General features: G+C 64.3%; 18 protein-coding genes. 7 read left to right on the forward strand and 11 right to left on the reverse strand.

Going from position 1 to position 21,922, the window contains the following annotated elements; genetic code table 11:
• The first annotated feature begins 121 nt into the window (after nt 1–121).
• From ACD578_RS02820 to ACD578_RS02830, 3 genes are all read left to right on the forward strand, one after another.
• A complete protein-coding gene (locus ACD578_RS02820) occupies nt 122–2,836 on the forward strand; it encodes an ABC transporter transmembrane domain-containing protein (protein WP_404290675.1) in 2,715 nt (904 codons plus the stop codon).
• Nucleotides 2,833–3,279 (forward strand): Crp/Fnr family transcriptional regulator, encoded by a 447-nt coding sequence (locus ACD578_RS02825; RefSeq protein WP_152712473.1) that lies wholly within the window; start codon nt 2,833–2,835, stop codon nt 3,277–3,279. The genes ACD578_RS02820 and ACD578_RS02825 overlap by 4 nt, the downstream gene beginning before the upstream one ends.
• A 170-nt stretch (nt 3,280–3,449) precedes the next feature.
• A complete protein-coding gene (locus ACD578_RS02830; RefSeq protein ID WP_404290677.1) occupies nt 3,450–4,538 on the forward strand; it encodes a transglycosylase SLT domain-containing protein in 1,089 nt (362 codons plus the stop codon).
• A gap of 86 nt (nt 4,539–4,624) precedes the next feature.
• Here ACD578_RS02830 and ACD578_RS02835 read toward each other — a convergent pair whose 3' ends face one another.
• Nucleotides 4,625–4,984 (reverse strand): winged helix-turn-helix transcriptional regulator, encoded by a 360-nt coding sequence (locus ACD578_RS02835; protein WP_404290679.1) that lies wholly within the window; start codon nt 4,982–4,984, stop codon nt 4,625–4,627.
• A 103-nt stretch (nt 4,985–5,087) separates the two neighbouring features.
• Here ACD578_RS02835 and ACD578_RS02840 point away from each other — a divergent pair, with 103 nt between their 5' ends.
• On the forward strand, nt 5,088–5,696 hold the full coding sequence (locus ACD578_RS02840; protein ID WP_404290681.1) for an NAD(P)-dependent oxidoreductase: 609 nt from the start codon (nt 5,088–5,090) through the stop codon (nt 5,694–5,696).
• Between the two features lie 42 nt (nt 5,697–5,738).
• Here ACD578_RS02840 and ACD578_RS02845 read toward each other — a convergent pair whose 3' ends face one another.
• The 3 genes from ACD578_RS02845 to ACD578_RS02855 form a co-directional block, all read right to left on the reverse strand.
• Complete coding sequence (locus ACD578_RS02845) at nt 5,739–6,404, reverse strand: DUF924 family protein (protein WP_404290683.1); 666 nt, start codon at nt 6,402–6,404, stop codon at nt 5,739–5,741.
• Between the two features lie 167 nt (nt 6,405–6,571).
• A complete protein-coding gene (locus tag ACD578_RS02850; protein WP_009494007.1) occupies nt 6,572–6,808 on the reverse strand; it encodes an Lrp/AsnC ligand binding domain-containing protein in 237 nt (78 codons plus the stop codon).
• Nucleotides 6,809–7,048: 240 nt separating this feature from the next.
• Entirely contained in the window at nt 7,049–8,353 is a 1,305-nt protein-coding gene (locus ACD578_RS02855; RefSeq protein WP_404290685.1) for a UDP-glucose dehydrogenase family protein, read from the reverse strand.
• A gap of 170 nt (nt 8,354–8,523) precedes the next feature.
• Between ACD578_RS02855 and ACD578_RS02860 the strand changes: the two genes are divergently transcribed.
• Nucleotides 8,524–9,537: an asparaginase gene (locus ACD578_RS02860; RefSeq protein ID WP_404290687.1), complete on the forward strand. Its 1,014-nt coding sequence runs from the start codon at nt 8,524–8,526 to the stop codon at nt 9,535–9,537.
• Nucleotides 9,538–9,544: 7 nt separating this feature from the next.
• On the opposite strand, the gene ACD578_RS02865 is transcribed toward ACD578_RS02860, so the two are convergent.
• From ACD578_RS02865 to ACD578_RS02875, 3 genes are all read right to left on the reverse strand, one after another.
• Complete coding sequence (locus ACD578_RS02865) at nt 9,545–10,369, reverse strand: hypothetical protein (protein ID WP_404290689.1); 825 nt, start codon at nt 10,367–10,369, stop codon at nt 9,545–9,547.
• A gap of 602 nt (nt 10,370–10,971) precedes the next feature.
• The gene (meaB, locus tag ACD578_RS02870) at nt 10,972–11,955 is read right to left on the reverse strand and encodes a methylmalonyl Co-A mutase-associated GTPase MeaB (protein ID WP_404290691.1); all 984 of its coding nucleotides are present in this window, start codon (nt 11,953–11,955) and stop codon (nt 10,972–10,974) included.
• A 31-nt stretch (nt 11,956–11,986) separates the two neighbouring features.
• Nucleotides 11,987–12,745, reverse strand: coding sequence for a DUF3750 domain-containing protein (locus ACD578_RS02875; RefSeq protein WP_404290693.1), 759 nt, complete (start codon nt 12,743–12,745; stop codon nt 11,987–11,989).
• Nucleotides 12,746–12,919: 174 nt separating this feature from the next.
• Here ACD578_RS02875 and ACD578_RS02880 point away from each other — a divergent pair, with 174 nt between their 5' ends.
• Nucleotides 12,920–13,891: an alpha/beta hydrolase gene (locus ACD578_RS02880; protein ID WP_404290695.1), complete on the forward strand. Its 972-nt coding sequence runs from the start codon at nt 12,920–12,922 to the stop codon at nt 13,889–13,891.
• Nucleotides 13,892–14,092: 201 nt separating this feature from the next.
• Here the strand turns inward: ACD578_RS02880 and scpA are convergent, their stop codons facing one another.
• From scpA to ACD578_RS02895, 3 genes are all read right to left on the reverse strand, one after another.
• Nucleotides 14,093–16,255 (reverse strand): methylmalonyl-CoA mutase, encoded by a 2,163-nt coding sequence (scpA, locus tag ACD578_RS02885; protein WP_404290697.1) that lies wholly within the window; start codon nt 16,253–16,255, stop codon nt 14,093–14,095.
• 216 nt (nt 16,256–16,471) lie between these two features.
• Nucleotides 16,472–16,840 carry a hypothetical protein gene (locus ACD578_RS02890; RefSeq protein ID WP_404290699.1) on the reverse strand — a complete coding sequence of 123 codons (369 nt, stop codon included), beginning with the start codon at nt 16,838–16,840 and terminating at the stop codon, nt 16,472–16,474.
• Between the two features lie 215 nt (nt 16,841–17,055).
• Nucleotides 17,056–19,023, reverse strand: a complete 1,968-nt coding sequence (locus tag ACD578_RS02895) for a methylmalonyl-CoA mutase family protein (protein ID WP_404290701.1) — start codon at nt 19,021–19,023, stop codon at nt 17,056–17,058.
• A 705-nt stretch (nt 19,024–19,728) separates the two neighbouring features.
• On the opposite strand from ACD578_RS02895, the gene ACD578_RS02900 reads away from it, so the two are divergent.
• Complete coding sequence (locus ACD578_RS02900) at nt 19,729–21,105, forward strand: IS110 family transposase (RefSeq protein ID WP_404290703.1); 1,377 nt, start codon at nt 19,729–19,731, stop codon at nt 21,103–21,105.
• Nucleotides 21,106–21,377: 272 nt separating this feature from the next.
• On the opposite strand, the gene ACD578_RS02905 is transcribed toward ACD578_RS02900, so the two are convergent.
• Complete coding sequence (locus ACD578_RS02905) at nt 21,378–21,758, reverse strand: DUF2267 domain-containing protein (RefSeq protein WP_404290705.1); 381 nt, start codon at nt 21,756–21,758, stop codon at nt 21,378–21,380.
• Between the last annotated feature and the right edge of the window lie 164 nt (nt 21,759–21,922).

Raw genomic sequence — 21,922 nt, forward strand, 5'->3', positions numbered from 1 at the left:
CGGGTCGATTGACGACCCATCCACCTTCTCTACCTTCTACGGTCCCTATCGATCAAATAAGGCGTTGCCCGAGATCGGAAAGAGGTTCATCCAGGCGTACAGAAGTGGTAACCGTTGAGCAATGGAAAAGAGCCTCTTTAGGTATATTTGGACACATTCTAAGCGCGACCAGCTGATCGTCTGCGCCGTGGTGCTCGCTTCCCTGCCGTTCTACTTCATGTCCCTGGATCTGCCTCGCCAGATCGTGAACCAGGCCATCCAGGGCGAGGCTTTCAGGGACGGCAATCCGACGGCTCACTTCCTCCATCTCAGCTATGAATGGCCGAGATGGCTGGGCGGCGGCACCCTGGAGATCTTCGAGGGCTTCCAGGTCGGCCGGCTCGGCCTGCTCTTCGGCCTCTCGACCGTGTTCCTGTTCTTCGTCATCATCAACGGGGCCTTCAAGTACTGGATCAACGTCGCCAAGGGGATCCTGGGCGAGCGGATGCTCAGGCGCATGCGCTTCGACCTGTTTTCCATGATGCTTCGGTTCACCCCGGATGCCCTGCGCACCGTCAAAGCGTCCGAGACGGCAACGATCATCAAGGATGAAGTCGAGCCCATCGGCGGTTTCATCGGGGATGCGTTCATCACCCCGATTTTCCTTGGCATGCAGGCCATCACGGCGCTCGCCTTCATCATGATCCAGAACGTCTGGCTCGGCCTGATCGCGCTGGCGGTGATTGCCATACAGTTCACGATCATTCCGCGGTTGCGGCGAGAGCTGCTTCGCCTGGGAAGGCAGCGGCAGATCGCCTCCCGTCAGTTGGCAGGGCGCATCGCCGAGGTCCAGGACGGCATCGAGGTCGTTCACGTTCACAATAGCTATGGCTGGGAGCGGGCCGAGATCGGTGAGCGCCTCTTCAATCTCTTCACCATCAGGCTCAAGATCTATAATCGGAAATTCTTCGTCAAATCGCTCAACAACTTCCTGGCGCAGCTGACGCCGTTCTTTTTCTACGCCATCGGCGGCTATTTCGCCCTGCGCGGCACCCTCGACATCGGTCAGCTCGTGGCCGTCATCGGCGCCTATCGCGAGCTGCCGCCGCCTCTGAAGGAACTGATCGACTGGGACCAGCAGCGTCTCGATGTCCAGGTGAAATACGATCAAGTCACCCAGCATTTCTCCGAGGAGCGGCTTGCACCTCTGCTCGAAGCCGGTGAGGGGGCGGAGGATCAGCGGCTGGTCGGCCCGTTCGTGGCCGAGGATATCCGTGTTGCCGGCCCCCATGGCGATATGATCATCGAAGGAGGCGCCTTCGCCATCGATCTGCCCGCGAGCGTTGCGCTGGTGTCCAATGGCGGCGGCGCGGCCAACATGCTGGCGCGCATCGTTGCCCGGCGCACGTCGGAATTCAGCGGCCAGATCCGTATCGGTGAGCGCGATCTGACGCAGCTTCCAATTTCCCTGGTCGGGCGCCGGATCGCCTATGCGGGCGTCGATCCCATTCTCTTCCCCGGCAGCATCCGCGACAACCTGGTCTACGGCCTTCGCTCGAAGCCCCTGGGCAGGATCGAGGAGGAGAAGCGCGAGATGGATCGCCGGATTGCCGAGGCGATCAAAACGGGAAATCCAGTCGAGAGCATCGCCGATCAATGGGTGGATTACGAGCGGGTCGGCGCGAGGGACGAGAGCGACCTCGATCGCATTCTCCTCGATCTCCTGGACCGGGTCGGCATGGGCGACACGATCTATCTGTTCGGCTTGGCGGGCAGGATCGATCCCGAACGCCACATGGCTCTTGCCGAGCGTGTCGTCGAGGCCCGGCGACGCCTGCGCGAAACGTTCCAGTCGAACGGCATGGCCGATCTGGTCGAGCCCTTCGATCCGGCGCGCTACAACAGCCAGGCCACCGTTGCCGAGAACCTTCTCTTCGGGGTCCCGATCTCGGAGGAATTCAAGGGCCGCAATCTGGCTGAGAACGGCCAGTTCCGCAGCGCCATCGACAGGGCCGGTCTGACCGACGATCTCGTCCGCATGGGCCTGCAGATCGCAGAGACCATGACCGAAATCTTCGAGGGGCTGCCTCCCGGCCATTCGCTGTTCGAGCAGTTTTCCTTCATCGGCGCCGAGGAATTGTCGGAATTCGAAGCCATTCTACGCCGGCGTGCCCGGGGCGAAGGCAATCTGAAGCGAGAGGACCGGACCCGGCTTCTCGCCCTCCCGCTCGCCTATATCGAAGCCCGGCACCGCCTCGGGCTCCTCGACGGCAGATTGATGGATCGGATCGTAGAGGCGCGAGGCCTCATCCGAGAGGTCCTTGAGACGTCCGCCGAGGGTGTGGAGTTCTACGATCCTGAGCGCTACTGCGCCGCGGCGCCGTTGAGGGACAATCTCCTGTTCGGTCGCGTCAGCTACCAGGTCGCCAATGCCCGCATGCGGGTCGCCGAAGCCATCGGAACGGTCGTCCGGGAACTCGACCTGCTGGAAGACATCGAGCGGATCGGCCTCGATTATCAGGTCGGCACGGCAGGCAGGCTCCTGTCGCCGCAGGAGCGGGCGAGCGTGAATCTCGTGCGCTGCCTCGTGAAGCGCCCGGACATTCTCGTCATCGATGGGGCGCTCGCACCTTTCGACGAGGCGCGCAGCCAGCAATTGCTCGAATTGCTGCTGGAGTTTCTCGATCAACAAAGCCTGTTCATGGTCCTTCCGAATGATCGACAGGCAGGCGCTTTCGATGTTCAGTTGCGCTTCCGTGACGGACAGATCATCACAGAAAAGACGGCCGCTCCGGCTCTCAGGCCTGCCAGACTTGAGCCGGAGACCGCCCAGAGAGTAACAGGAGAAGTGGCATGACGCTTGAGACAGAGGTTCAGTCCTTGCGGCAGGTGCCGATGTTTCGGGATGTGGATCCGGCCCGCCTGAAGCTTCTCGCCTTCACGAGCGAGCGGGTGCAGTTCTCCGGCGGGCAGCGCTTCTTCTCGCAAGGGGACCCGTCCGACGCCGCCTATGTGATCCTCGACGGCCGGGCGAACGTGCTCCTCAACACACCCGGCGGGGATATCCAGGTGGCCGAACTCGGGAGCAACGCCCTCGTCGGCGAGATGGGCATCCTCTCGGATACGCCGCGCTCCGCCACGATCATGGCGGCCGAGCCGACCACGGCCCTGCGAATCGACAAGCGGGTCTTTCTCGAGCTTCTCGCCCAGTTTCCCCAGATGTCCCTGGCGATCATGCGGGAGCTGGCAAAGCGCCTCGAGCGGACGAACGCACAGCTTGTCGCACAGTCCTCATCCTAAATTTCCAGGCAAACCCTGAGATTTTTTCGGGGAAAAGCCGGTTAAGGTTAGCGAAATCCTACCTCTTATGGCCAAGCTGACCGATTCTCGTCACAACTACCCGTCAACCCTTGTCCCAGAATGAACAAGGGAAGGCTCAGCCATCAGGTTGGGCTGTTGCGGGATAAGTGATGATGAGTAACGCGAGATCGCTGCTGTGCGCAGTTCCGCAGCCCGTTGCGGATGTGCGCAAGTCCGGACTTCGCCGCCGTTTCCTTCACTTGACCTTGGCCACAGGCCTGATTGTGGGCCTCCAGGGACTCGCAGCCGGACCGGCCGCCGTAGCCACCCTCCCGAGTGCCTTGCTGGCCAGACCTGCCACCGTTTCCGCGATGCAGCCGATCACCACCGGCTCGATCATCACCGCCTCCGCGGATTTCACCCCGACCCTGATGAAGGATCCGAGCCTCTTCAAGGCCATTCTCGAAGGCGCATTTTCCTTCAAGAAGCCGCAGGCCGTGAAACCGGCGCCCCAGGAGACGCAGGACGAGGTGGCCGGCGATCCGGACGAACTGATTCCGTTCAATGGGCGCACCATTCCACGCTGGCTGGTACATTCCATCCTCAAGGCCGCCCATGTGACCGGGGTCGACCCGGTCTACATGATGACCCTGGCCGACGTGGAATCGAGCCTCTCGCCGGAAGCCAAGGCGCCGACCTCATCGGCCCAGGGGCTGTTCCAGTTCATCGACAGCACCTGGATCGAAATCGTCTACCACCATGCTGCCGATTATGGTTTCGGTGCAGCCGCGGAAGCGATCAGCTACGTCAACGGCGAACTGGACGTGGATGCGAAGAGCCGGGAATGGATCATGAGTCTGCGGACCGATCCCTATTTCTCCGCCCTCATGGCGGGCGAACTGATCAAGGACGTGGAGCGCGCGCTCCAGGCCGAAGGCGAACGGGAGTTGGCCGAGGCCGAGCTCTACCTCGCTCATTTCCTGGGTGCATCCAGCGCCGTCCGTTTCCTTGATGTTCTCGATCAGGACCCGAACATGAAGGCCTCCAAGCTCTTCCCGAAGGCGGCCAAGGCCAATGCCGGGCTGTTCATGGAAGGCAAGGGGCGTAAGCGCCGCTCGGTCAGCGTGGCGGAGCTCTACAACAAGATCGACTCGAAGATCGTCCGTCGCCTCGACCGCTACGAGGGCATCGGCCCCTATCTCGCCGAGATCTCCCGTCAGACCGAGCGGACGGCCGAGGCGGCGGCGCTCGTGCAGTAAAAGGCCTGAGCAGCCGCGCCGGCGTTCGGCACCTCAGCGTTCGACGAGCAGGAAAGAACGTCTCTGCTCGATCCTCCCCTGAAGATTCAAGCCACCGTGTCGTAGCGCTTTTGCGCGTCAAGGACCTCCCCGATGTGGCTCTCGGCCCAGATCCGGAGGGCATCCAGCGTGGACGTGAGGGTCTGACCGAGCGGCGTGATGCTGTACTCGACCGTGACCGGCACGGTGGGAAAGGCCTTGCGGCTGATCAGTCCATCTCGCTCGAGGCTTTTGAGAGTCTGCGAGAGCATCTTCTGCGACAGACCTTCGATCTGGCGGCGCAATTGATTGAACCGCATCGGCCCATTGGCCAGCAACCCCAGGATCAGCACCGTCCATTTGTCCGCGACCCGGTCGAGCACGAGGCGCGTCGGACAAGTCGCGGCATAGGGATTGGGTATCTTCATGCCGGTATCTCCCGGGTGACTAGGTGATCTGAAAGTGCCTTCTTTACACCAACAAGACTTTATCACACCTAGTAACTTATAGAAACCTTGTTGGAGATCGATCATGAAAGTTGCACTCATCGGAGCGACCGGTAACGCAGGCTCGCGGATCCTGGCTGAACTCTCCCGCCGCGGGCATGAGGTCACGGCCATCGTGCGCAATCCGGACGGAGTGCCGACCGAGGCTCACGTCACTGCCAGGAAAGGCGATGTGAGCGACGAAGGCCCCTTGTCCGAGCTCCTGGCCGGCCACGACGTTGCCGTGAGCGCCGTCCGTTTTGCGCAGAGCGACCCGCATAAGCTGATCGGAGCCGCGCGCAGCTCGGGGGTGGCGCGCTATCTTGTGGTGGGCGGTGCCGGCAGCCTCGAGGTCGCGCCGGGTGTCAGGCTGGTCGATACGCCGGATTTTCCGAGCGCCTACAAGGCCGAAGCCTCGGCAGGGGCCGCCTTCCTCGATCTTCTGCGGCAGGAGAGGGAACTGGATTGGACGTACATCTCGCCCTCGGCGATGTTCGTTCCGGGAGAGCGCACCGGCCGCTTCCGTCTGGGCCGTGACCAGCTCCTCGCCAACGAGAACGGCAGCAGCATCTCCTTCGAGGATTATGCCATCGCCCTCGTCGACGAGGTGGAGAAGCCCGCCCATTCCCGCCAGCGCTTCACGGTCGGCTACTGACGGCCTTCGATATCGGGGAAGGGGTGACGGCCCCTTTCCCGATCAACCGATCGCACTGATGGCCGAGGACGCGGACTCGGGCAGCGAGCGCGTGTGCACGAAATCGCCCTTGGCGAGATAGGTGAGCTCCTCCGGCGTCGAGGTACGCCCGAGGACCGGGTTGCGGTGCGGGAAGCGGCCGAAACGGGAGATGATGTCGAAGTTGGCCTGAGCCTGGCTGAGAGAGAATTGCCAGACCGGCTTGAGATGCTCGGGAGCTTCCTCAACGACCCGCTCCGAGATGGCAACGATGCGCCGCATCCGGTCCAGATGGTCCGGACCCTCCGCATGGGCGAGGGGAAGGAAGTAGAAGAACCTCTCGTAAGGACTTGTCAGGGCATCGTAATGCCCGTTCCTGAACCCCTCCTCGGCGATCCTCAGGGTCTCCAGGTCGGAGGAATAGGCTTCCGGCGTGCCCGCGAACAATCCGCGCGGGAACTGGTCCAGGACGATGATCAGGGATAACCGTCCGCGCGGCGTGCCGAGCCAATGATCGAGCTGGCCGGCCTTGCCCGCGTGAACCAGGGGAGCGAACTGGTGTAGTTCCGCATTGGCCCCGCCGCGCATCCACCAGGTGAGCATCTGCCAGTGTGCCGCGACGCCGGAGCCCGACAGGTCGACCGGAAACCAGAAGTCGTAGACCCTGCGCCAATCCATATGAGATGACATGGGCTCCTCCTTGAAGGAGCGTCGATATTATCGCGGGTGGAATCCCCGTGCTGTGCTTGGAAACACCTGAAGACCGTCAGGGGTCGGAGCGCATCGTGCGGAACCGGAGGTCCGCGTCGGCACAACGTGGATCCCAACAGGGCAGATCCACTTCTGGGTCCGATGCTCTAGAACGCCTTGAACGTGATGATCGTATGCGTGTCGGCGATCTCGGGGATCACCTGCACGTTCTCGGCGATGAAATGGCCGATATCGACCCCGTCATCCACGTGGAACTTGGCAAGGATGTCGTAATTGCCGGCCGTCGAATAGATCTCGGACGCGATTTCCCGGTCGGCAAGTGCGTTCGCGACGGCGTAGGTCTTGCCGAGCTTGCATTTGATCTCGACGAAGAAAGTCTGCATGGGGGGCTCCGAGGGCGTCGTCTGAAATCGATTGTCAGGGAGATATGGCACGGGACCGCGCCCGTGAGAACCTCTCCGGTGCCATGTCGCACCGTGTCGGTCCCGGCCATCCCGAGGGAAAGAGTGCTACGTCTCACTTGATCGGGATCACCGGCACAAGGCCGGTGATGACGGAGGAGGGCGCGGACAGATGATCCGCCTCGCGGTCTGGCAGACCGCCGGGGACGACATGGGCCGAATTCAGGTCCGCCCGACGCTCACATAGGTGAAGCCATGGCGCTGCATCTCCTCCGGGCGATAGACGTTGCGCAGGTCCACCACCACCGGGGCGGCCAGAGTGGCCTTCAGGCGGGTGAGGTCGAGGGCGCGGAACGTGTCCCACTCGGTCACCAGCACCAGGGCATCGGCACCGCGGGCGCAGTCATAGGCATCCTTGGTGTACTGCACGTCCGTCAGGACGGACTTGGCCGCCTCCATGCCCTCCGGGTCGTAGGCTTTCACCCGGGCGCCCGCATCCTGCAGGGCCGTGATCACGTCGATGGAGGGCGCGTCGCGCATGTCGTCCGTGTTGGGCTTGAAGGTCAGGCCGAGCACCGCGATGGTCTTGGCCCGCACGGAGCCGCCGCAGGCGGCGATCACCTTGCGGCCCATGGCGCGCTTGCGCTGGCTGTTGACCGCCGCGACCGTCTCGACGATGCGCATCGGCGCCTCGTGATCCTGCGCGGTCTTGATCAGGGCCAGCGTATCCTTCGGGAAGCAGGAACCGCCATAGCCGGGGCCGGCATGAAGGAATTTCGAGCCGATGCGGTTGTCGAGCCCGATGCCGCGAGCCACGTCCTGCACATTGGCGCCCACCTGCTCGCACAGATCGGCGATCTCGTTGATGAAGGTGATCTTGGTAGCCAGGAACGCGTTGGCCGCATACTTCGTCAGCTCCGCCGTGCGCCGGGACATGGCGAGCAGGGGAGACTGGTTGAGGTAGAGCGGGCGGTAGAGCTCGTTCATCACGCCCTTGGCACGCTCGTCCTCGGTGCCGACGACAATGCGGTCCGGGCGCTTGAAATCGGCAATGGCCGCGCCCTCGCGCAGGAATTCCGGGTTCGATACCACGGCAAAGTCCGCCTCAGCCCGGGTCTCGCGGATGATCCGCTCCACCTCGTCGCCGGTGCCCACGGGCACGGTCGATTTGGTCACGACCACGGTGTAGCCGTCCATGGCGGCGGCGATGTCGCGGGCGGCCTGGTAGACATAGGACAGGTCGGCATGGCCGTCGCCGCGGCGGGACGGCGTGCCCACCGCGATGAAGACCGCCTCGGCGTTCTTGACCGCTTGCGACAGATCGGTCGTGAAGGTCAGACGATCCTCGCGCACGTTCTTGGCGACGAGTTCGGCCAGGCCCGGCTCGAAGATGGGGACACCGCCCCGGTTGAGAGCCTCGATCTTGGCCGGATCCTTGTCGACGCAGCAGACCTCGTGGCCGAAATCCGCAAAGCAGGCGCCGGAGACCAGGCCCACATAGCCTGCTCCGATCATCGCGACACGCATCGAGAGCTCCCTGATTGTTCGAACCTTGGGTTTAGTGTGGCGAGGGCTTCGCAGCAACCCATGGCTTTAGACGATTTCGGGGCAGGTTTTCCGGCTTTTGCAACAATGCTCCCTTTGACTTCTGGGGCAAGTGCCTCCACAACACCGCCGCTTTTCCGAACGGGGCATTGATGAACAATCCTTTTCTTGTCGAGGTCACCCGCGGCAACCTGGTCGAGTCGCGCCATAGGGGCAGCGTCTCGGTGGTCGATGCCGAGGGGGCCACGGTTCTGTCGATTGGAGACGTGGACCGGCGCGTTTTTCCACGCTCCGCCGTGAAGGCGCTCCAGGCCATGCCGCTGGTCGAGAGCGGGATCGCGGACAAGTACGGTCTGACCGACGAAGAGATCGCGCTCGCCTGCGCGTCCCATTCGGGCGAGCCGGACCATGCGGCGACCGCCAAGGCCATGTTGGCCAAGGCCGGACAGGATGTCGGCTGCCTCGAATGCGGCGTGCACTGGCCCATGGGCGAGGCCGCCAACCGGGCGCTGGCCGCAACCGGCGGAAACCCGAGCGCCTTGCATAACAACTGCTCGGGCAAGCATGCGGGCTTCGTCTGCCTCGCCTGCGGCCAGGGCCAGAATCCGAAGGGCTACGTGCTGGCGGACCATCCGGTGCAGCGCAGCGTGCGTGAGGCCCTGGAGGAGATCACAGGCGCCTGCCATACGGTCGAGAAGAGCGGCATCGACGGCTGCTCCATCCCGACCTATGCGATCCCGCTTCCCTCGCTCGCTTTCGGCTTTGCCCGTTTCGGCACCGGGAGCGGGCTGCCGGGCGATGGGAAAGCTGCGGCCGCCCGGATTCGCAGGGCCGTGGCGCGCCATCCCTTCATGGTCGCGGGCACCGGCCGTTTCGACACCAAGCTGATGGAGCTTCTCGGCGAGCGCGCCTTCGTGAAGGTGGGGGCCGAGGGCGTCTATTGCGCCTCCCTGCCGGAACTCGGCTACGGCGTCGCCTTGAAGATCGAGGACGGCAATGGCCGCGCGGCCGAGGCCATGATGGCCGGGCTCGTCCTCCGTTTCCTCAGCCTGGACATCGAGGAGCGTCGCGCTGTCGAAGCCCTGGCCCAGCCGGTGCTCAAGAACTGGAATGGGATCGAAGTCGGACAGATCCGCGTCTCGTCGGAGATCAAGGGCGTGGCTTAAAGCTGGCTCACGGGCGCGGGATCATCTGCTGGCGGGCCTGAACGAGGTCGTCCGGCTGAAGGCCGTGCGCGCCATGGAACGGCCGGTCGAGGACGCTGACCATGTAGACGACCAGGCCGACGAAGATCATGAGCACGCCGCCGAGCAGGAAATGCGTCGTCCGCTTCAGATCGAACAACCACAGAATGAAGACGTTCAGGCCTGCGCCGACAATGACCACCGACCAGATCACTCTTGGAATGCTGGTGCCCGCCGCCTGAATGCGCAGGCGGCGCTGCTCGATGAAGTCCTCGAAGATCCGCAGGGCCGCCTGATGAATCAGGTCCTCACCTGCATCGCGATTGGGCCTGAAATCCAGGAGCTGGCGGCTTATCCGGTCGACCAGCATTGTCCCAGGGGTTGAGGCCTGATTGCTCCGCTGGGAAGCCCAGCCCGGTCCCGCCTCCTCGTCGACATATTGGCGAAGCGTATCGGACAGGGATGTGCGGATCGGTTCCGGATAGCCGCTGACGGTGCGGTAAAGGGCGATGATGCTGGACGCCTCGCGCCCCACCGCATCCTGGGCCTTGCCGTAATTCTCGAACACCGCGATGGAGAGCAGCGCCAGGAGAACGCCGTAATAGAGCGAGAAGGCGTTCAGGAGCAGCCCGACGACCGTGTTCGGATCCCGCTCGTCGCGCAGAAGGCGGCCGACAGCAGGCTGCAGGAGCGCCGAGCCGATCAGGGTCGGCACCAGAAAAAGGAAGCAGACGATCACGGCGCCCATCACAATGGGCAGTTGATGCAGCCTGTCGATCACGATGCGGTTCGCTTCTTCGCGGTGGGCCGTCACGTACTCGCCGAGTGAAGCGGATTTTCCGAAAGAGATCAGGTGGAATTCCGGATAGAGCCGATGGAATTTCCTGCTAGCGCATCGCGCAGAAAACGAACTGACTTTCACTGATGCAGTCCTTCGGCCCCTGACAATACGGCCAGAGGAGGTTCATTACCTCTCCCCGGTCATGGCCGGACTTGTCCCGGCCATCCCGATGCGGAAGAGCGCAGCGCTTCAAACAATCGAGATCACCGGCACGAGGCCGGTGATGACGTCGGAGGGTGCAGTCGGAGCGTGCGAGGGTCGAGCAGGCTCCGCCGATCTACGCTGTCGGACACACGGCCCTCATCCTGAGGAGCCGCGCAGCGGCGTCTCGAAGGGGGCTCCAGAGAGCATCGGACGCGCGCTGTCCTGCGCGACGCTTCGCTCCTCAGGCGCGGCCCAATCTGCGGCTTTCCTCGCCGTCATGGCCGGCCTTGTGCCGGCCATCTCGATACGGAAAAGCGCTGCGCCCCAATCGTCGGGATCACCGGGACGAGCCCGGTGATGACGAAAAAGATCGGTGCATCCTGAAAAACTCGAGCATCGAAAAGCACGGTTCGTCGGTTTCGCACGATGCGCTAGATCCCCAGCAGCTTCACGATCTCGCTCGCCCCGGCATTCGGCGACAGGGCGCCGTCCGCGATAGCCTTCTCGATCTCCGGTACGCGCTGACGCAAAGCCCAATCGTGATGAAGGCGTTCGTAGAGGCGCTCGTGAACGAGCGCCCACATCCATTTCGTATCCTGCGCCCGGCGCTTGGCCGACAGTTCTCCTGTTGCCTCCAGGCGCTTGCGGTGCTCCAGAACCTTGATCCAGAGCTCGTCGAGGCCCTGGCCGGTCAGGCCCGAGATCGTGAGCACGGGTGGCGTCCAGGTCGGAGAGGCGGGCGCCAGGATGTGAAGGGCGGCCTTGTACTCGGCGGCGGCGGCCTTCGCCTTCGCACCCGCATCGTCGGCCTTGTTGACGGCGATCAGATCGGCGAGTTCCAGAATGCCTTTCTTGATCCCCTGCAGCTCGTCGCCCGCGCCCGGCAGCATGAGGACGAGGAAGAAGTCGGTCAGATCCGCAACGGCGGTCTCCGATTGGCCGACACCCACGGTCTCGACCAGGATCACGTCGAAGCCGGCGGCCTCGCAGAGCAGCATCGTCTCCCGCGTCTTCGCCGCGACGCCGCCCAGCGTGCCGGAGGACGGGGAGGGGCGGATGAAGGCATCGGGGTCGACTGCCAGCCGCGCCATCCTGGTCTTGTCGCCGAGGATCGCGCCGCCGGTGCGCGTGGAGGAGGGATCCACCGCGAGCACGGCGACCCTGTGCCCCTTTTCGGTGAGCATCGAGCCCAGCGTATCGATGGCGGTGGATTTGCCGACGCCGGGAACGCCGGTGATGCCGATGCGCACGGCATGGCCGGTGCGGGGCATCAGTTCCTGAAGAAGCGCGCGTGCGGCCTCGCGATGATCCGGGCGGCGCGATTCCATCAGGGTGATGGCGCGCGCAAGCGCGGCCCGGTCGCCTTTTGCGACCATCTCGGCCGTCACTGCCGTTTTTGGTGAGCCCCCGGTCATGGGAGAGGTTTAGCGCATCTGCGCCATGCTTTCACCAAGTGATCGGGTCCATGCCGATTCGTCCCCAGGCGGGAATCTTGACGGCCGGGCGGCGCACGTCGATGCCGGCGACGAGGCCCATGAAGTCGATCTCGATCCCCTCGACCCAGCCAAGGGCGATGCCGGCATAGCCGCCGAGCGAGATCTGGATGCCGGTGCGGCTCGGGGTCAGCCCGACGATGTCGCGCCAGGGCTGCCAGTCCTTGCCGAGGGCTGTCGGCGGAAGCGCTGCGCTGAGTTCGGGAACCGAGCGCATCACATGGGCCACGAAGGTGTTCGAGTTCGGGCCGGGCCAGGCGTTGTAGGCGCCGAAGGTCTGGTAAGGATAGCTCGCCACCGCCCGGCGGACCTGCGGGATCAGCCGCTCCGCCGCTTCGCCCTCGATCACCACGATGGGATGCGGCGCGTTGCCGAACCAGCGGCCGTCCGGCGCCCATCCGTTGGTGCGGACCGGGCTGCCCCAGCCGACCTTGTCGTAGCGGGTATAGGTGTTGGCGCCGGCCTCCTTCACGACCACCCAGGTATGATGGGCGAAGATGCCGCGCCAGCGGCCGACCCGCGCCGCATAGACCGCCACGATGGCCTGCGGCGCTTCGGACACGGCCGGCAGGAGCTTCGCGCTCGACCAGTCGGCGGCGCGCCAGCTCGGCGCGACATCGTCGCGCATCGCCCACCAGAGCGCATGAGCTCCCAAGGGCAGAAGAAACAGACCGACGATGACAAGGAAAACACGGGAAAGGAACGCAAGCATCGTGCCAAGGTACGGACGCTCCGCCAGAGCATCAAGGTGACATGCAGGCGCTCTCGTTCACCATTGGGTTACCATATTTCCGCTCCGACGCGTCTTCAGCGGGACTCTGCCTTGCGCATGCCATGATCGAGGACAAAACAGCACTGCCCCCATTGTCTCTTGAAACCAGGCCTCATGCTCCTCCCCATTTCGCGCCTTGCTCTCGTGTGCCTTGCAAGCCTCGCTCTGTCCGGCTGCCTCGGAGAGGAATCGGCGCTCACCGCACCGGTCTCATCGCAGGTCGGTCTCGCGCGGGATCCGAAGCTCCTCGTCGCGACCACGCGGCTCCCGGTGGGCGATCCGCCGAAGAAGCCCTGGTTCAGCAGCGAGCGCTCTGCGGATCTGGTGTTCGCGGAAGCGCGCCTGTCTCCGCCCTCCGATTCCCTCCTCGGACACAACGGCTGGAGCATCGCCAAGGTCGAGAACGTGGATCACAGCAACGCGGCGCAGGCCTTCGCCCAGGCGGCCTTCGGGCACAACCTGCTGCTCTACATCCATGGCTACAAGGAAAGCTTCGAGACGGCCGCGACCTCGACGATCGATCTCTCAGAGGGCATCAAGTTCGGCGGCGCGACGGGCCTGTTCACCTGGCCCTCGGCGGCGTCCACCTTCAGCTACGTGGCGGACCGCGAAAGCGCCATGTGGTCCCGCGACGCCCTGGAGGATCTTCTGACCGCCATCGCCAAGACCCCGAGCGGCGGGCGTATCCACATCGTCGCCCACAGCATGGGCACGCTGCTCACCCTCGAGACCCTTCGGATGCTGCGGGCCTCGGGCGGGGAGAACGCCATGGAGCGCATCGGCGCCGTCGTGTTGGCAGCCCCCGACATCGACATCGATCTTTTCGCCCGCGGCCTCGAGCGTCTTGGACCCGATGCCAAGAAGATCACCGTCATCAGCTCCACCAACGACCGGGCGCTCGCCGTCTCGAGCCGTCTCGCCGGCGGCATCATCCGGGCAGGCGCGGCCGACCGCGAGCGTCTGGAATCCTTGGGCGTGCGCGTGGCCGACGCCTCCGAGTTCGGCGGCGGCATCATCAACCACGACCTCTTCCTGACGAACAAGGAAGTTCAGCAAGTGATCAAGCGGGCGATCGAGCGGTCTTAGGAGGCAGGTTCATAAAGGACCAGCAGCCTTCCTCACGTCATGACCGGCCTTGTGCCGGTGATCCCGATTGTTTGAGGTCCGACGCTTCACAGGAACGGGATGGCCGGCACAAGGCCGGCCATGACGGAGAGGGGAGCGCATGATGAGACGGACCCTTAGGATGAGGCTGACGATTCATGAACCAGCCTCCGAGCGCCGTCGCTATTCCGCCGCCTGTTTCGGCCCGTATCCCAGACGCCGGTTGAGATCGTCGATCAGGTTCACGGCCGCATCGGCGATCACGGTGCCGGGCGGGAAGATCGCCGAGGCGCCGGCTTCGGTGAGCGCGTCGAAATCCTGCGGCGGGATCACGCCGCCGACCACGATCATGATGTCGTCGCGGCCAAACTTCGCCAGCTCGCTTTTCAGCTCCGGAACCAGCGTCAGATGGCCTGCCGCCAGCGACGACACGCCGATGATGTGCACGTCGTTCTCGATCGCCTGACGGGCCGCTTCCGCCGGCGTGGCGAAGAGCGGGCCGATATCCACGTCGAAGCCGAGATCGGCGAACGCTGAGGCGATCACCTTCTGGCCGCGATCGTGCCCGTCCTGGCCCATCTTGGCGACGAGAATGCGCGGCCGCCGGCCGTCGTCGTGCTCGAACTGCTCCACCAGTTGGCGGACCTTCTCCACGGCTGGTGAAGCCATGCCGACCTCCCGTTTGTAGACGCCCGAGATCGCCCTGATCTCGGCGCGGTGACGGCCCCAGACCTTTTCCAGCGCATCGGAAATCTCGCCCACCGTCGCCTTGGCGCGCGCCGCCTGCACGGCGAGGTCGAGCAGGTTGCCCTCGCCGGATGCCGCCTGCGACAGGGCGGAAAGCGCTGCATCCACATCGGCCTGGCTGCGCTCGGCTTTCAGGCGCCTGAGCTTCTCGATCTGGCTGGCGCGCACGGCGGCGTTGTCCACTTTCAGGATGTCGATCACGGCTTCATCCGTGGTGCGGAACGCGTTCACGCCGACGATCTTCTGATGGCCGGAATCGATGCGGGCCTGCGTGCGGGCTGCGGCTTCCTCGATCTTCAGCTTCGGAATGCCCGCCTCGATGGCCTTGGCCATGCCCCCGAGGCTCTCGACCTCCTGGATGTGAGCCCAGGCTTTCTGCGCCAGTTCATAGGTCAGCCGCTCCACGTAGTACGAGCCGCCCCACGGATCGATGATGCGCGTGGTGCCGCTCTCCTGTGCCAAGAAGAGCTGCGTGTTGCGTGCAATACGTGCCGAAAAATCGGTCGGCAGTGCCAATGCCTCGTCAAGGGCATTGGTGTGCAGCGACTGCGTGTGGCCTTGCGTTGCCGCCATCGCTTCGACGCAGGTGCGTACCACGTTGTTGAACACGTCCTGCGCGGTCAGCGACCAGCCCGAGGTCTGGGAGTGCGTGCGCAGCGGCAGCGACTTCTCGGATTGCGGGTTGAACCCCTTCACGAGCTTGGCCCAGATGAGGCGCGCGGCGCGCATCTTGGCCACTTCCATGAAGAAGTTCATGCCCACCGCCCAGAAGAAGGACAGGCGCGGCGCGAACTGGTCGATGGTGAGACCCGCCGCGATGCCGGCGCGGATGTACTCGACGCCGTCGGCCAGCGTATAGGCGAGTTCCAGATCCTGCGTCGCGCCCGCCTCCTGCATGTGATAGCCGGAGATCGAGATCGAGTTGAATTTCGGCATGTTCGCCGAGGTGTAGGCGAAGATGTCCGAGATGATGCGCATCGACCCTTTCGGCGGGTAGATGTAGGTGTTGCGCACCATGAATTCCTTGAGGATGTCGTTCTGGATCGTGCCCGAGAGCTTGTGCGGCGGCACGCCCTGTTCCTCGGCCGCGACGATGTAGAGCGCCAGGATCGGCAGCACGGCGCCGTTCATGGTCATCGACACGCTCATCTGGTCGAGCGGGATGCCGGCGAACAGGGTGCGCATGTCGTAGATGGAATCGATGGCGACACCCGCCATGCCCACGTCGCCCGACACGCGCGGATGATCGGAATCGTAGCCGCGATGGGTGGCGAGGTCGAAGGCGACCGAGAGACCCTTCTGCCCGGCCGCAAGGTTGCGGCGGTAGAAGGCGTTGGAATCCTCAGCCGTGGAGAACCCGGCATATTGGCGCACGGTCCAGGGCTGATTGACGTACATGGTGGGGTAGGGACCCCGCAGGAATGGCGCGATGCCCGGATAGGTGTCGAGGAAATCCAGCCCGACGCGCTCCTCGGAGCCATAGGCTGCCTTGACCGCAATGCCCTCCGGCGTCAGCCACGGCTCGGAGGCGGCTTGCGAGGAGGATGCCAGGGGAGCGTCGGCGAAAGCGACGCTCGAAAAGTCCGGGATGCTGGTCATGGCCTTGGAACGGGTGCTCCTGACGGATGAAACAATGTGAACGGCTTCATTTTAGGGCATCGGGCACCGGGATGCTATCGGCGCATGGTCGGAGAAGGCGGGCCTGATGCTCGACCTTGTCATCACCGGCCTTGTGCCGGTGATCCCGATCATCTGAAGCGCCGCGCCCCACAGAGTCGGGATGGCCGGGACACGCCCGGCCATGACATGGGGGCATCACCCCCGCTTCTCCGCGTTCCAATAACCCGAACAGACCCGTCCGCCCAAGGTCGACCACGTGCCTCGGCCGGTATTGCCCGACAGGCGGCCGGAGACGTTGGCCCGGTCCTGGCCGCGCGAGATGCTGGCGGACACGGAGCCATTCGAACTCACCTGGCCGTTCACGTTGAAGTTTTCCGGTCCGCCATAGCGGGCGCGGCCGTTCTGGACGACGACTGCATAGCGATAGGCCCGGTCGCAGGCGCCTTTCTCCGTGACGACTTCCACGCTCCAGTTGCCGTCGAACCGGTTGGCCTGCGCATGAGCTTGGGGCGCAAGGAGGATGGCCGTCAGGGTTGCCGCGCCAAGCCAGGACATCACACCCATGGAACGCTCCGAAACATCGAGGGATGGGCTGAACCAACGTGAGGTTTTCGGGCGGGTTCCTGCATGGCTTTTCAGCATTGCGTGAGCCACGAAAAAGCCGCGGCATCGGTGGATGCGGCGGCTTGTGGAGCATCGATGGACGAGGACGGATCAAGCGTCGCTGAAACGCCTCTGGGCTGTCCAGCGGCCAAAGGACCGAGAGGAGGCCCAAAGCCTCAGGCGCAGGCCTCGTCGAGAGCCCGGCTCAGTACCTCGAGAGTGTCGCACCCGGCATAGATGAACGTGGTGATACCGGTGCGGGTCAGCTGCTCTTCACGCTCACCCGGTCGCCCCGCGAGGGAGATGAGCGGCGATCCGGCCGAACGCAGGGTTTCTGCGGCATCGAGAGCATGCTTTTCATAAATTTCATCCGTCGAGCAGATGCAGGACAGTTTGGCTTTGCTTTCGATATAGGCTTGTCGGAGCTTGTCGTTGTCTGAAAAGCCATCGTTCATGACGGCTTCAATTCCGCCCGCCTCGAAGAAATTCTTGGCGAATGTGGCGCGGGCCGTGAAGGCCGAGATCGGACCGAGATTGGCGAGGAAGACCTTGGGGCGTTCTCCGGTCTTGGTCCGATAGGCATCGGCGCGATCGCGCAGGCGCTCGAAGGGCTCGGCCGTCCGAATGGAGGGCAGCGGAGCGACGGAGACCGGCGAGGGGCCGGAGGCCGTGCCGGCGAGTTGGGGCAGGTTTGCGCCTTGTCCCGCCATCTGGACGAGGGAGGCAAACGAGGTTTCCGCAGAGGCCAGAGATGAGGGAGATGATGAGGAAGCCGTGCTCTTCTCGGCCGTTGGCATCGGCAGGAGCACACTTACATCCGCCTCATTGATGTTCGGGAACTCGCTCGTGCCGGTGATCGGCTCCTTGCGGGTGGCGACGGCCTTCTCTCGCTGTGCCCGCACGGCGGCGATGCGAGCCTGAAGCGTGCCGCTTTTCAGGCTCTCCAGGATGCCGCCCTCGCGCTCGATCTCCTGGAACAGCGTCCAGGCCTTTTCGCAGAGGGCATCGGTCAGTGCCTCGAACCCGCCGGCCCCTGCCGCCGGATCGGCCACGCGGAACAGGTTCGATTCATCCAGCAGGATCGCTTGAGTGTTGCGCGCGATCCTGCGGGCGAAGGCGTCGGGCAGACCGAGGGCCGCCGTGAGGGGAAGCACCGTGATGGCATCCGCTCCGCCGATGCCGGCGGAGAAGACCGCCACAGTGGTGCGCAGCATGTTCACCCACGGGTCGCGCCGGGTGGTCATGCGCCAGGCCGTTTCCGCATGCAGGCGGATCGGCTTCGGCTCCAGGCCGCAGGCCTGCTCCACCCGCGCCCACAGGCGCCGTAGCGCGCGTAGCTTCGCCACGGTGAGGAATTCGTCCGCGTCGGCCACGAGCAGGAACGAGATCGCCCGGCGCGCAGCATCGAGGGAATGACCCCGCACTTCGAGAGCGCGCAGGGTGCCGAGGCCTGTTGCGAGCACGACAGCAAGCTCCTGCGCTTCGCTGGCGCCGGCCTCGTGATAGACCCTGCCATCCGCCAGGAAGGCGCGGCCGCCAAAGCCTTGAGCGGCCAGGTGGCTCAGCGTGTCGCCCATGCGCTGGGCCACGGCGTCCCACGAGGCGGACATCCGCCCTTGCGCGGCCATGGCGCCGATGGGGTCGAGGCCGAGATCGAGGGAGAGGTCGGAGAGTTGGTGGCCGCGCCGTTCGGCCAGCGCCAGCACCAGCGCCGCCATCTGGCGGCCATGACCCCCTGCATCGACGCGCAGGTGGATGAGGTCGAGCATCACGCCCGTCAATGCCCGGTCGAGATCGTCGAGACTGTCGATCCGCACGCCGAAGCCCCGGGCGGCGGGAGCCCGGTGGGTCACGAGCGTCAGCGCATCCGCGCCGCCCTCGAGATCGAGCAGGGCGAGTTCGTTGGCCTTTTGCGGATCGGGATGGTCGACCCGCTGCGACACCCGCCAGCGGCCGGCCTGCTCGCGCGCAATCGGCGCGGACCCTTTCGCCTTCGGATAGAGCGGCTGGATGGCGATGCCGTCATGGCTGCGGGAGACGAGCTTCTTCTGAAAGTCCGCGCCCTTCAGCACGCCCTCGACCAGCTTGAGCCATTGCTCGCGGGTGGCTTGCGGGAAATCGGCGGCGAGGGAGAGATCGTCCATGGGTGTTCTCGTCCGGGAGAGGGCTGCTCAATTGCGCCGGACAATACCGGGATGGGGAGACGGTGGGAATGCCCCAAAGGACGGGATTGCGCGGGCGTGCCGTCATTCCTCCGTCGTCATGACCGTCCCGGGATTGATCCCTGGATCAATCCCGGCCGTCCCGATGCGGTGAGGCGCTGCGCTTGACGGATCGGGATGGCCAGGACGAGGCCGGTGATGACGGGGTGAGATGTTATGTTCTCACTTTGTTCTTGACGGCGGGGGTAAGCTGAGCTATATCATTGCGCAGATCTGCTTCTGAGAGGGGCGCGCTCGCGAGGCGTCGCAGTGCGGAAGCAGGCACGGTCCCGTGGCAGGGTTCGCACCCCTGTCGACGGGAGGCCCAGGATGTGGGCGGGTAGTCGGGATCGGTCGCAGGCCCCCGTCGAGCAGACGGACCACGCCTGCGGCGGTTGACTGAGCTTGCCTCTCCTGTCCGCCTAAAAAACCGTCGCGGACTGGGTCCGCCTGTGGGGTCAGAAACAGCTTGCTGGTAGACTGGTGCCGGAGGGGAGCGGCCGTTGGCTTATTGGTGGCGCGTGACCCCGTTAAAAAACATGGTCCATGGACTGTTGCGCGCTTGAGAGTGGTGACGCCCCAGAGCGATCCCGGTTAGGAAGTTGACCTTTGGCGCAGTCCAGCCCCTCCCACCCCAAGGAGGAGCCGATGAGACGCAAACGAGAAGCAGGCAAAGAGCGGCGGAGCCTGCCGCTGGTTCATCCCCATGCCGCAGCCATTGATGTCGGGGCCACGATGCACATGGCGGCCGTGGGGCCTGACCGGACAGACGAACCCGTGCGCAGCTTCGGGACCTTTACCGCCGACCTGCACCAGTTGGCCGACTGGTTCGAGGTTTGTGGCGTCACCAGCGTCGTCATGGAATCGACCGGCGTTTACTGGATCCCGGTCTTTGAGATCCTGCAGGATCGCGGCCTCGAGGTGCTTCTGGTCAATGCGCGCGACGCCAAGCAGGTGCCCGGGCGCAAGACGGATGTGAAGGATGCCCAATGGCTCCAGCGGCTCCATGCTTATGGCCTGCTGCGCGCCAGTTTCCAACCCAAAGCCGAGATTGCGGAGTTGCGCGCGTATCTGCGCCAGCGCGAGCGCCTGCTCGAATATGCCGCCTCGCACATCCAGCACATGCAGAAGGCGCTGACCGAGATGAACCTGCAGCTTCATCACGTGGTCAGCGACATCACCGGCGCCACAGGGATGCGCATCATCCACGCTATTCTGGGCGGGGAACGTGATCCCGGCGTCCTGGCGAGCCTACGGGACATCCGGTGTCACTCCAGCCTTGAGACGATCGAGAAGGCGCTGACGGGTCATTATCGCGCCGAGCATCTGTTCGCGCTCGAACAGGCGCTGGCCCTTTATGACACCTATCAGCACAAGGTGGCGGCGTGCGATCAGAGGATCGAGGCCGTCCTCAAGGCGCTAAGCACCCATGGGCCTGATCCCGCTTCCTTGCCGGCGCCTCGCCGGCGCATGAGCCGCCAAGTCAATGAGCCGGGCTTCGACCTTCGCCGCGCGCTCTATGCGGTTCTGGGCCAGGACTTGACCCAGATTCATGGTCTTGGGCCTTCCTTGGCGCTCAAACTGGTTGCCGAGTGCGGGACGGATCTGACGGCTTGGCCCAGCGCCAAACACTTCACCTCCTGGCTCTGCCTCGCGCCCGGCAATAAGATCTCCGGTGGCAAGGTGCTGTCCTCCCGGACGCGCCGGTCAGGCAGTCGGGCGGCGGCACTTCTGCGGCTGGCGGCAGTGACAATTGGCAAGACGGAGACGGCGCTGGGCGCCTTTTACCGGCGCCTGTCGACGCGGATCGGCAAGGCCAAAGCTGTCACCGCAACCGCCCGCAAGATAGCGGTGCTGTTCTACAACGCCCTGCGCCACGGCATGGATTACGCTGATCCGGGAGCGTCCTATTACGAGGAGCGATATCGGAAGCGGGTGATTGATAATCTGCACCGCCGCGCCAAGGCCTTCGGCTTTGTGCTGCAGGAGGTCGCTGTTGACGCTTCCACGGGCGCTGTTTCTTAGGAAGCCGTGCGCGAAGAGGCACTCCGGCTCTTCCATTCCACCATACCCATCGAGCCGGGCTGCCCTTCGCGCCACCCTCGATCGTCTCAAGCCCAGGGCTTTCGAGCCCTGGGCCGCAGGTGCTGGCTCTGTGACACACATCATTCCCGCGCCCGACCTCACACCCACCACGTCTTGGCCGGGCCTGTCCCGACCATCCCGATGCGGAAATGCGCAGCGCTTCGATCCAACGTCATCACCGGGACAAGGCCGGTGACGACGATTTTGGTCACTTAAACGAACTGCGACAGGCCGGGGATCGAGCCGACGATGGGGCCCATCACGTCTTCGCCGGCCTTCTCGCGGCCATAGGCGAAGAGTTCCTTGCCGAGGGGCTGCATCTGACCCATGGAGACGCCGGCGCCCATGAGCTGGCCGCCGAGCGCCATCACCCCGCCTCCCATGGAGCCCACCATGCCCATGAGGCCGCCGCTGGCGCCGGTCTTGGACTGCTCGATGGCTTCCTCGGCACCCGGCAGGGCTGCAATCAGCTGGTTGACCTCGTTCTGCGGTCCCTCATTCTGGAGGTAGCCCAGAATGATGCCGATGGCCTTCCGGGCGGTTGCCTGCTCGAGGCCGGTCGTCTGCGTCACGCGGGCGATGAGTTCTTCCATCTGATTCTCCTGAGACTGGAACTAGGCCGATAGTTCACAACTAAACCGTTAAATCAAGAAATCCGAGAGTGGAAACTCGCCACAAGGCATCTAAGATCCTTAGCGCATCGTGCGGAAAAGTGGATCCGGGTTTCCGCTTTAACGATGGGCACATTAAGAAGGAA

Source organism: Microvirga sp. RSM25, assembly GCF_044784385.1.
GTDB lineage: Bacteria > Pseudomonadota > Alphaproteobacteria > Rhizobiales > Beijerinckiaceae > Microvirga > Microvirga tunisiensis.

What these genes read in the sequence shown, in the direction of transcription:
- ACD578_RS02835 (WP_404290679.1), bottom strand. Translation starts at nt 4,984, where the DNA reads ATGAAGATACCCAATCCCTATGCCGCGACTTGTCCGACGCGCCTCGTG.
- ACD578_RS02895 (WP_404290701.1), bottom strand. Translation starts at nt 19,023, where the DNA reads ATGGACGATCTCTCCCTCGCCGCCGATTTCCCGCAAGCCACCCGCGAG.
- ACD578_RS02850 (WP_009494007.1), bottom strand. Translation starts at nt 6,808, where the DNA reads ATGCAGACTTTCTTCGTCGAGATCAAATGCAAGCTCGGCAAGACCTAC.
- ACD578_RS02855 (WP_404290685.1), bottom strand. Translation starts at nt 8,353, where the DNA reads ATGCGTGTCGCGATGATCGGAGCAGGCTATGTGGGCCTGGTCTCCGGC.
- meaB (WP_404290691.1), bottom strand. Translation starts at nt 11,955, where the DNA reads ATGACCGGGGGCTCACCAAAAACGGCAGTGACGGCCGAGATGGTCGCA.
- ACD578_RS02830 (WP_404290677.1), top strand. Translation starts at nt 3,450, where the DNA reads ATGATGAGTAACGCGAGATCGCTGCTGTGCGCAGTTCCGCAGCCCGTT.
- ACD578_RS02845 (WP_404290683.1), bottom strand. Translation starts at nt 6,404, where the DNA reads ATGTCATCTCATATGGATTGGCGCAGGGTCTACGACTTCTGGTTTCCG.
- ACD578_RS02900 (WP_404290703.1), top strand. Translation starts at nt 19,729, where the DNA reads ATGAGACGCAAACGAGAAGCAGGCAAAGAGCGGCGGAGCCTGCCGCTG.
- ACD578_RS02875 (WP_404290693.1), bottom strand. Translation starts at nt 12,745, where the DNA reads ATGCTTGCGTTCCTTTCCCGTGTTTTCCTTGTCATCGTCGGTCTGTTT.
- ACD578_RS02880 (WP_404290695.1), top strand. Translation starts at nt 12,920, where the DNA reads ATGCTCCTCCCCATTTCGCGCCTTGCTCTCGTGTGCCTTGCAAGCCTC.
- scpA (WP_404290697.1), bottom strand. Translation starts at nt 16,255, where the DNA reads ATGACCAGCATCCCGGACTTTTCGAGCGTCGCTTTCGCCGACGCTCCC.
- ACD578_RS02840 (WP_404290681.1), top strand. Translation starts at nt 5,088, where the DNA reads ATGAAAGTTGCACTCATCGGAGCGACCGGTAACGCAGGCTCGCGGATC.
- ACD578_RS02825 (WP_152712473.1), top strand. Translation starts at nt 2,833, where the DNA reads ATGACGCTTGAGACAGAGGTTCAGTCCTTGCGGCAGGTGCCGATGTTT.
- ACD578_RS02890 (WP_404290699.1), bottom strand. Translation starts at nt 16,840, where the DNA reads ATGGGTGTGATGTCCTGGCTTGGCGCGGCAACCCTGACGGCCATCCTC.
- ACD578_RS02905 (WP_404290705.1), bottom strand. Translation starts at nt 21,758, where the DNA reads ATGGAAGAACTCATCGCCCGCGTGACGCAGACGACCGGCCTCGAGCAG.
- ACD578_RS02820 (WP_404290675.1), top strand. Translation starts at nt 122, where the DNA reads ATGGAAAAGAGCCTCTTTAGGTATATTTGGACACATTCTAAGCGCGAC.
- ACD578_RS02860 (WP_404290687.1), top strand. Translation starts at nt 8,524, where the DNA reads ATGAACAATCCTTTTCTTGTCGAGGTCACCCGCGGCAACCTGGTCGAG.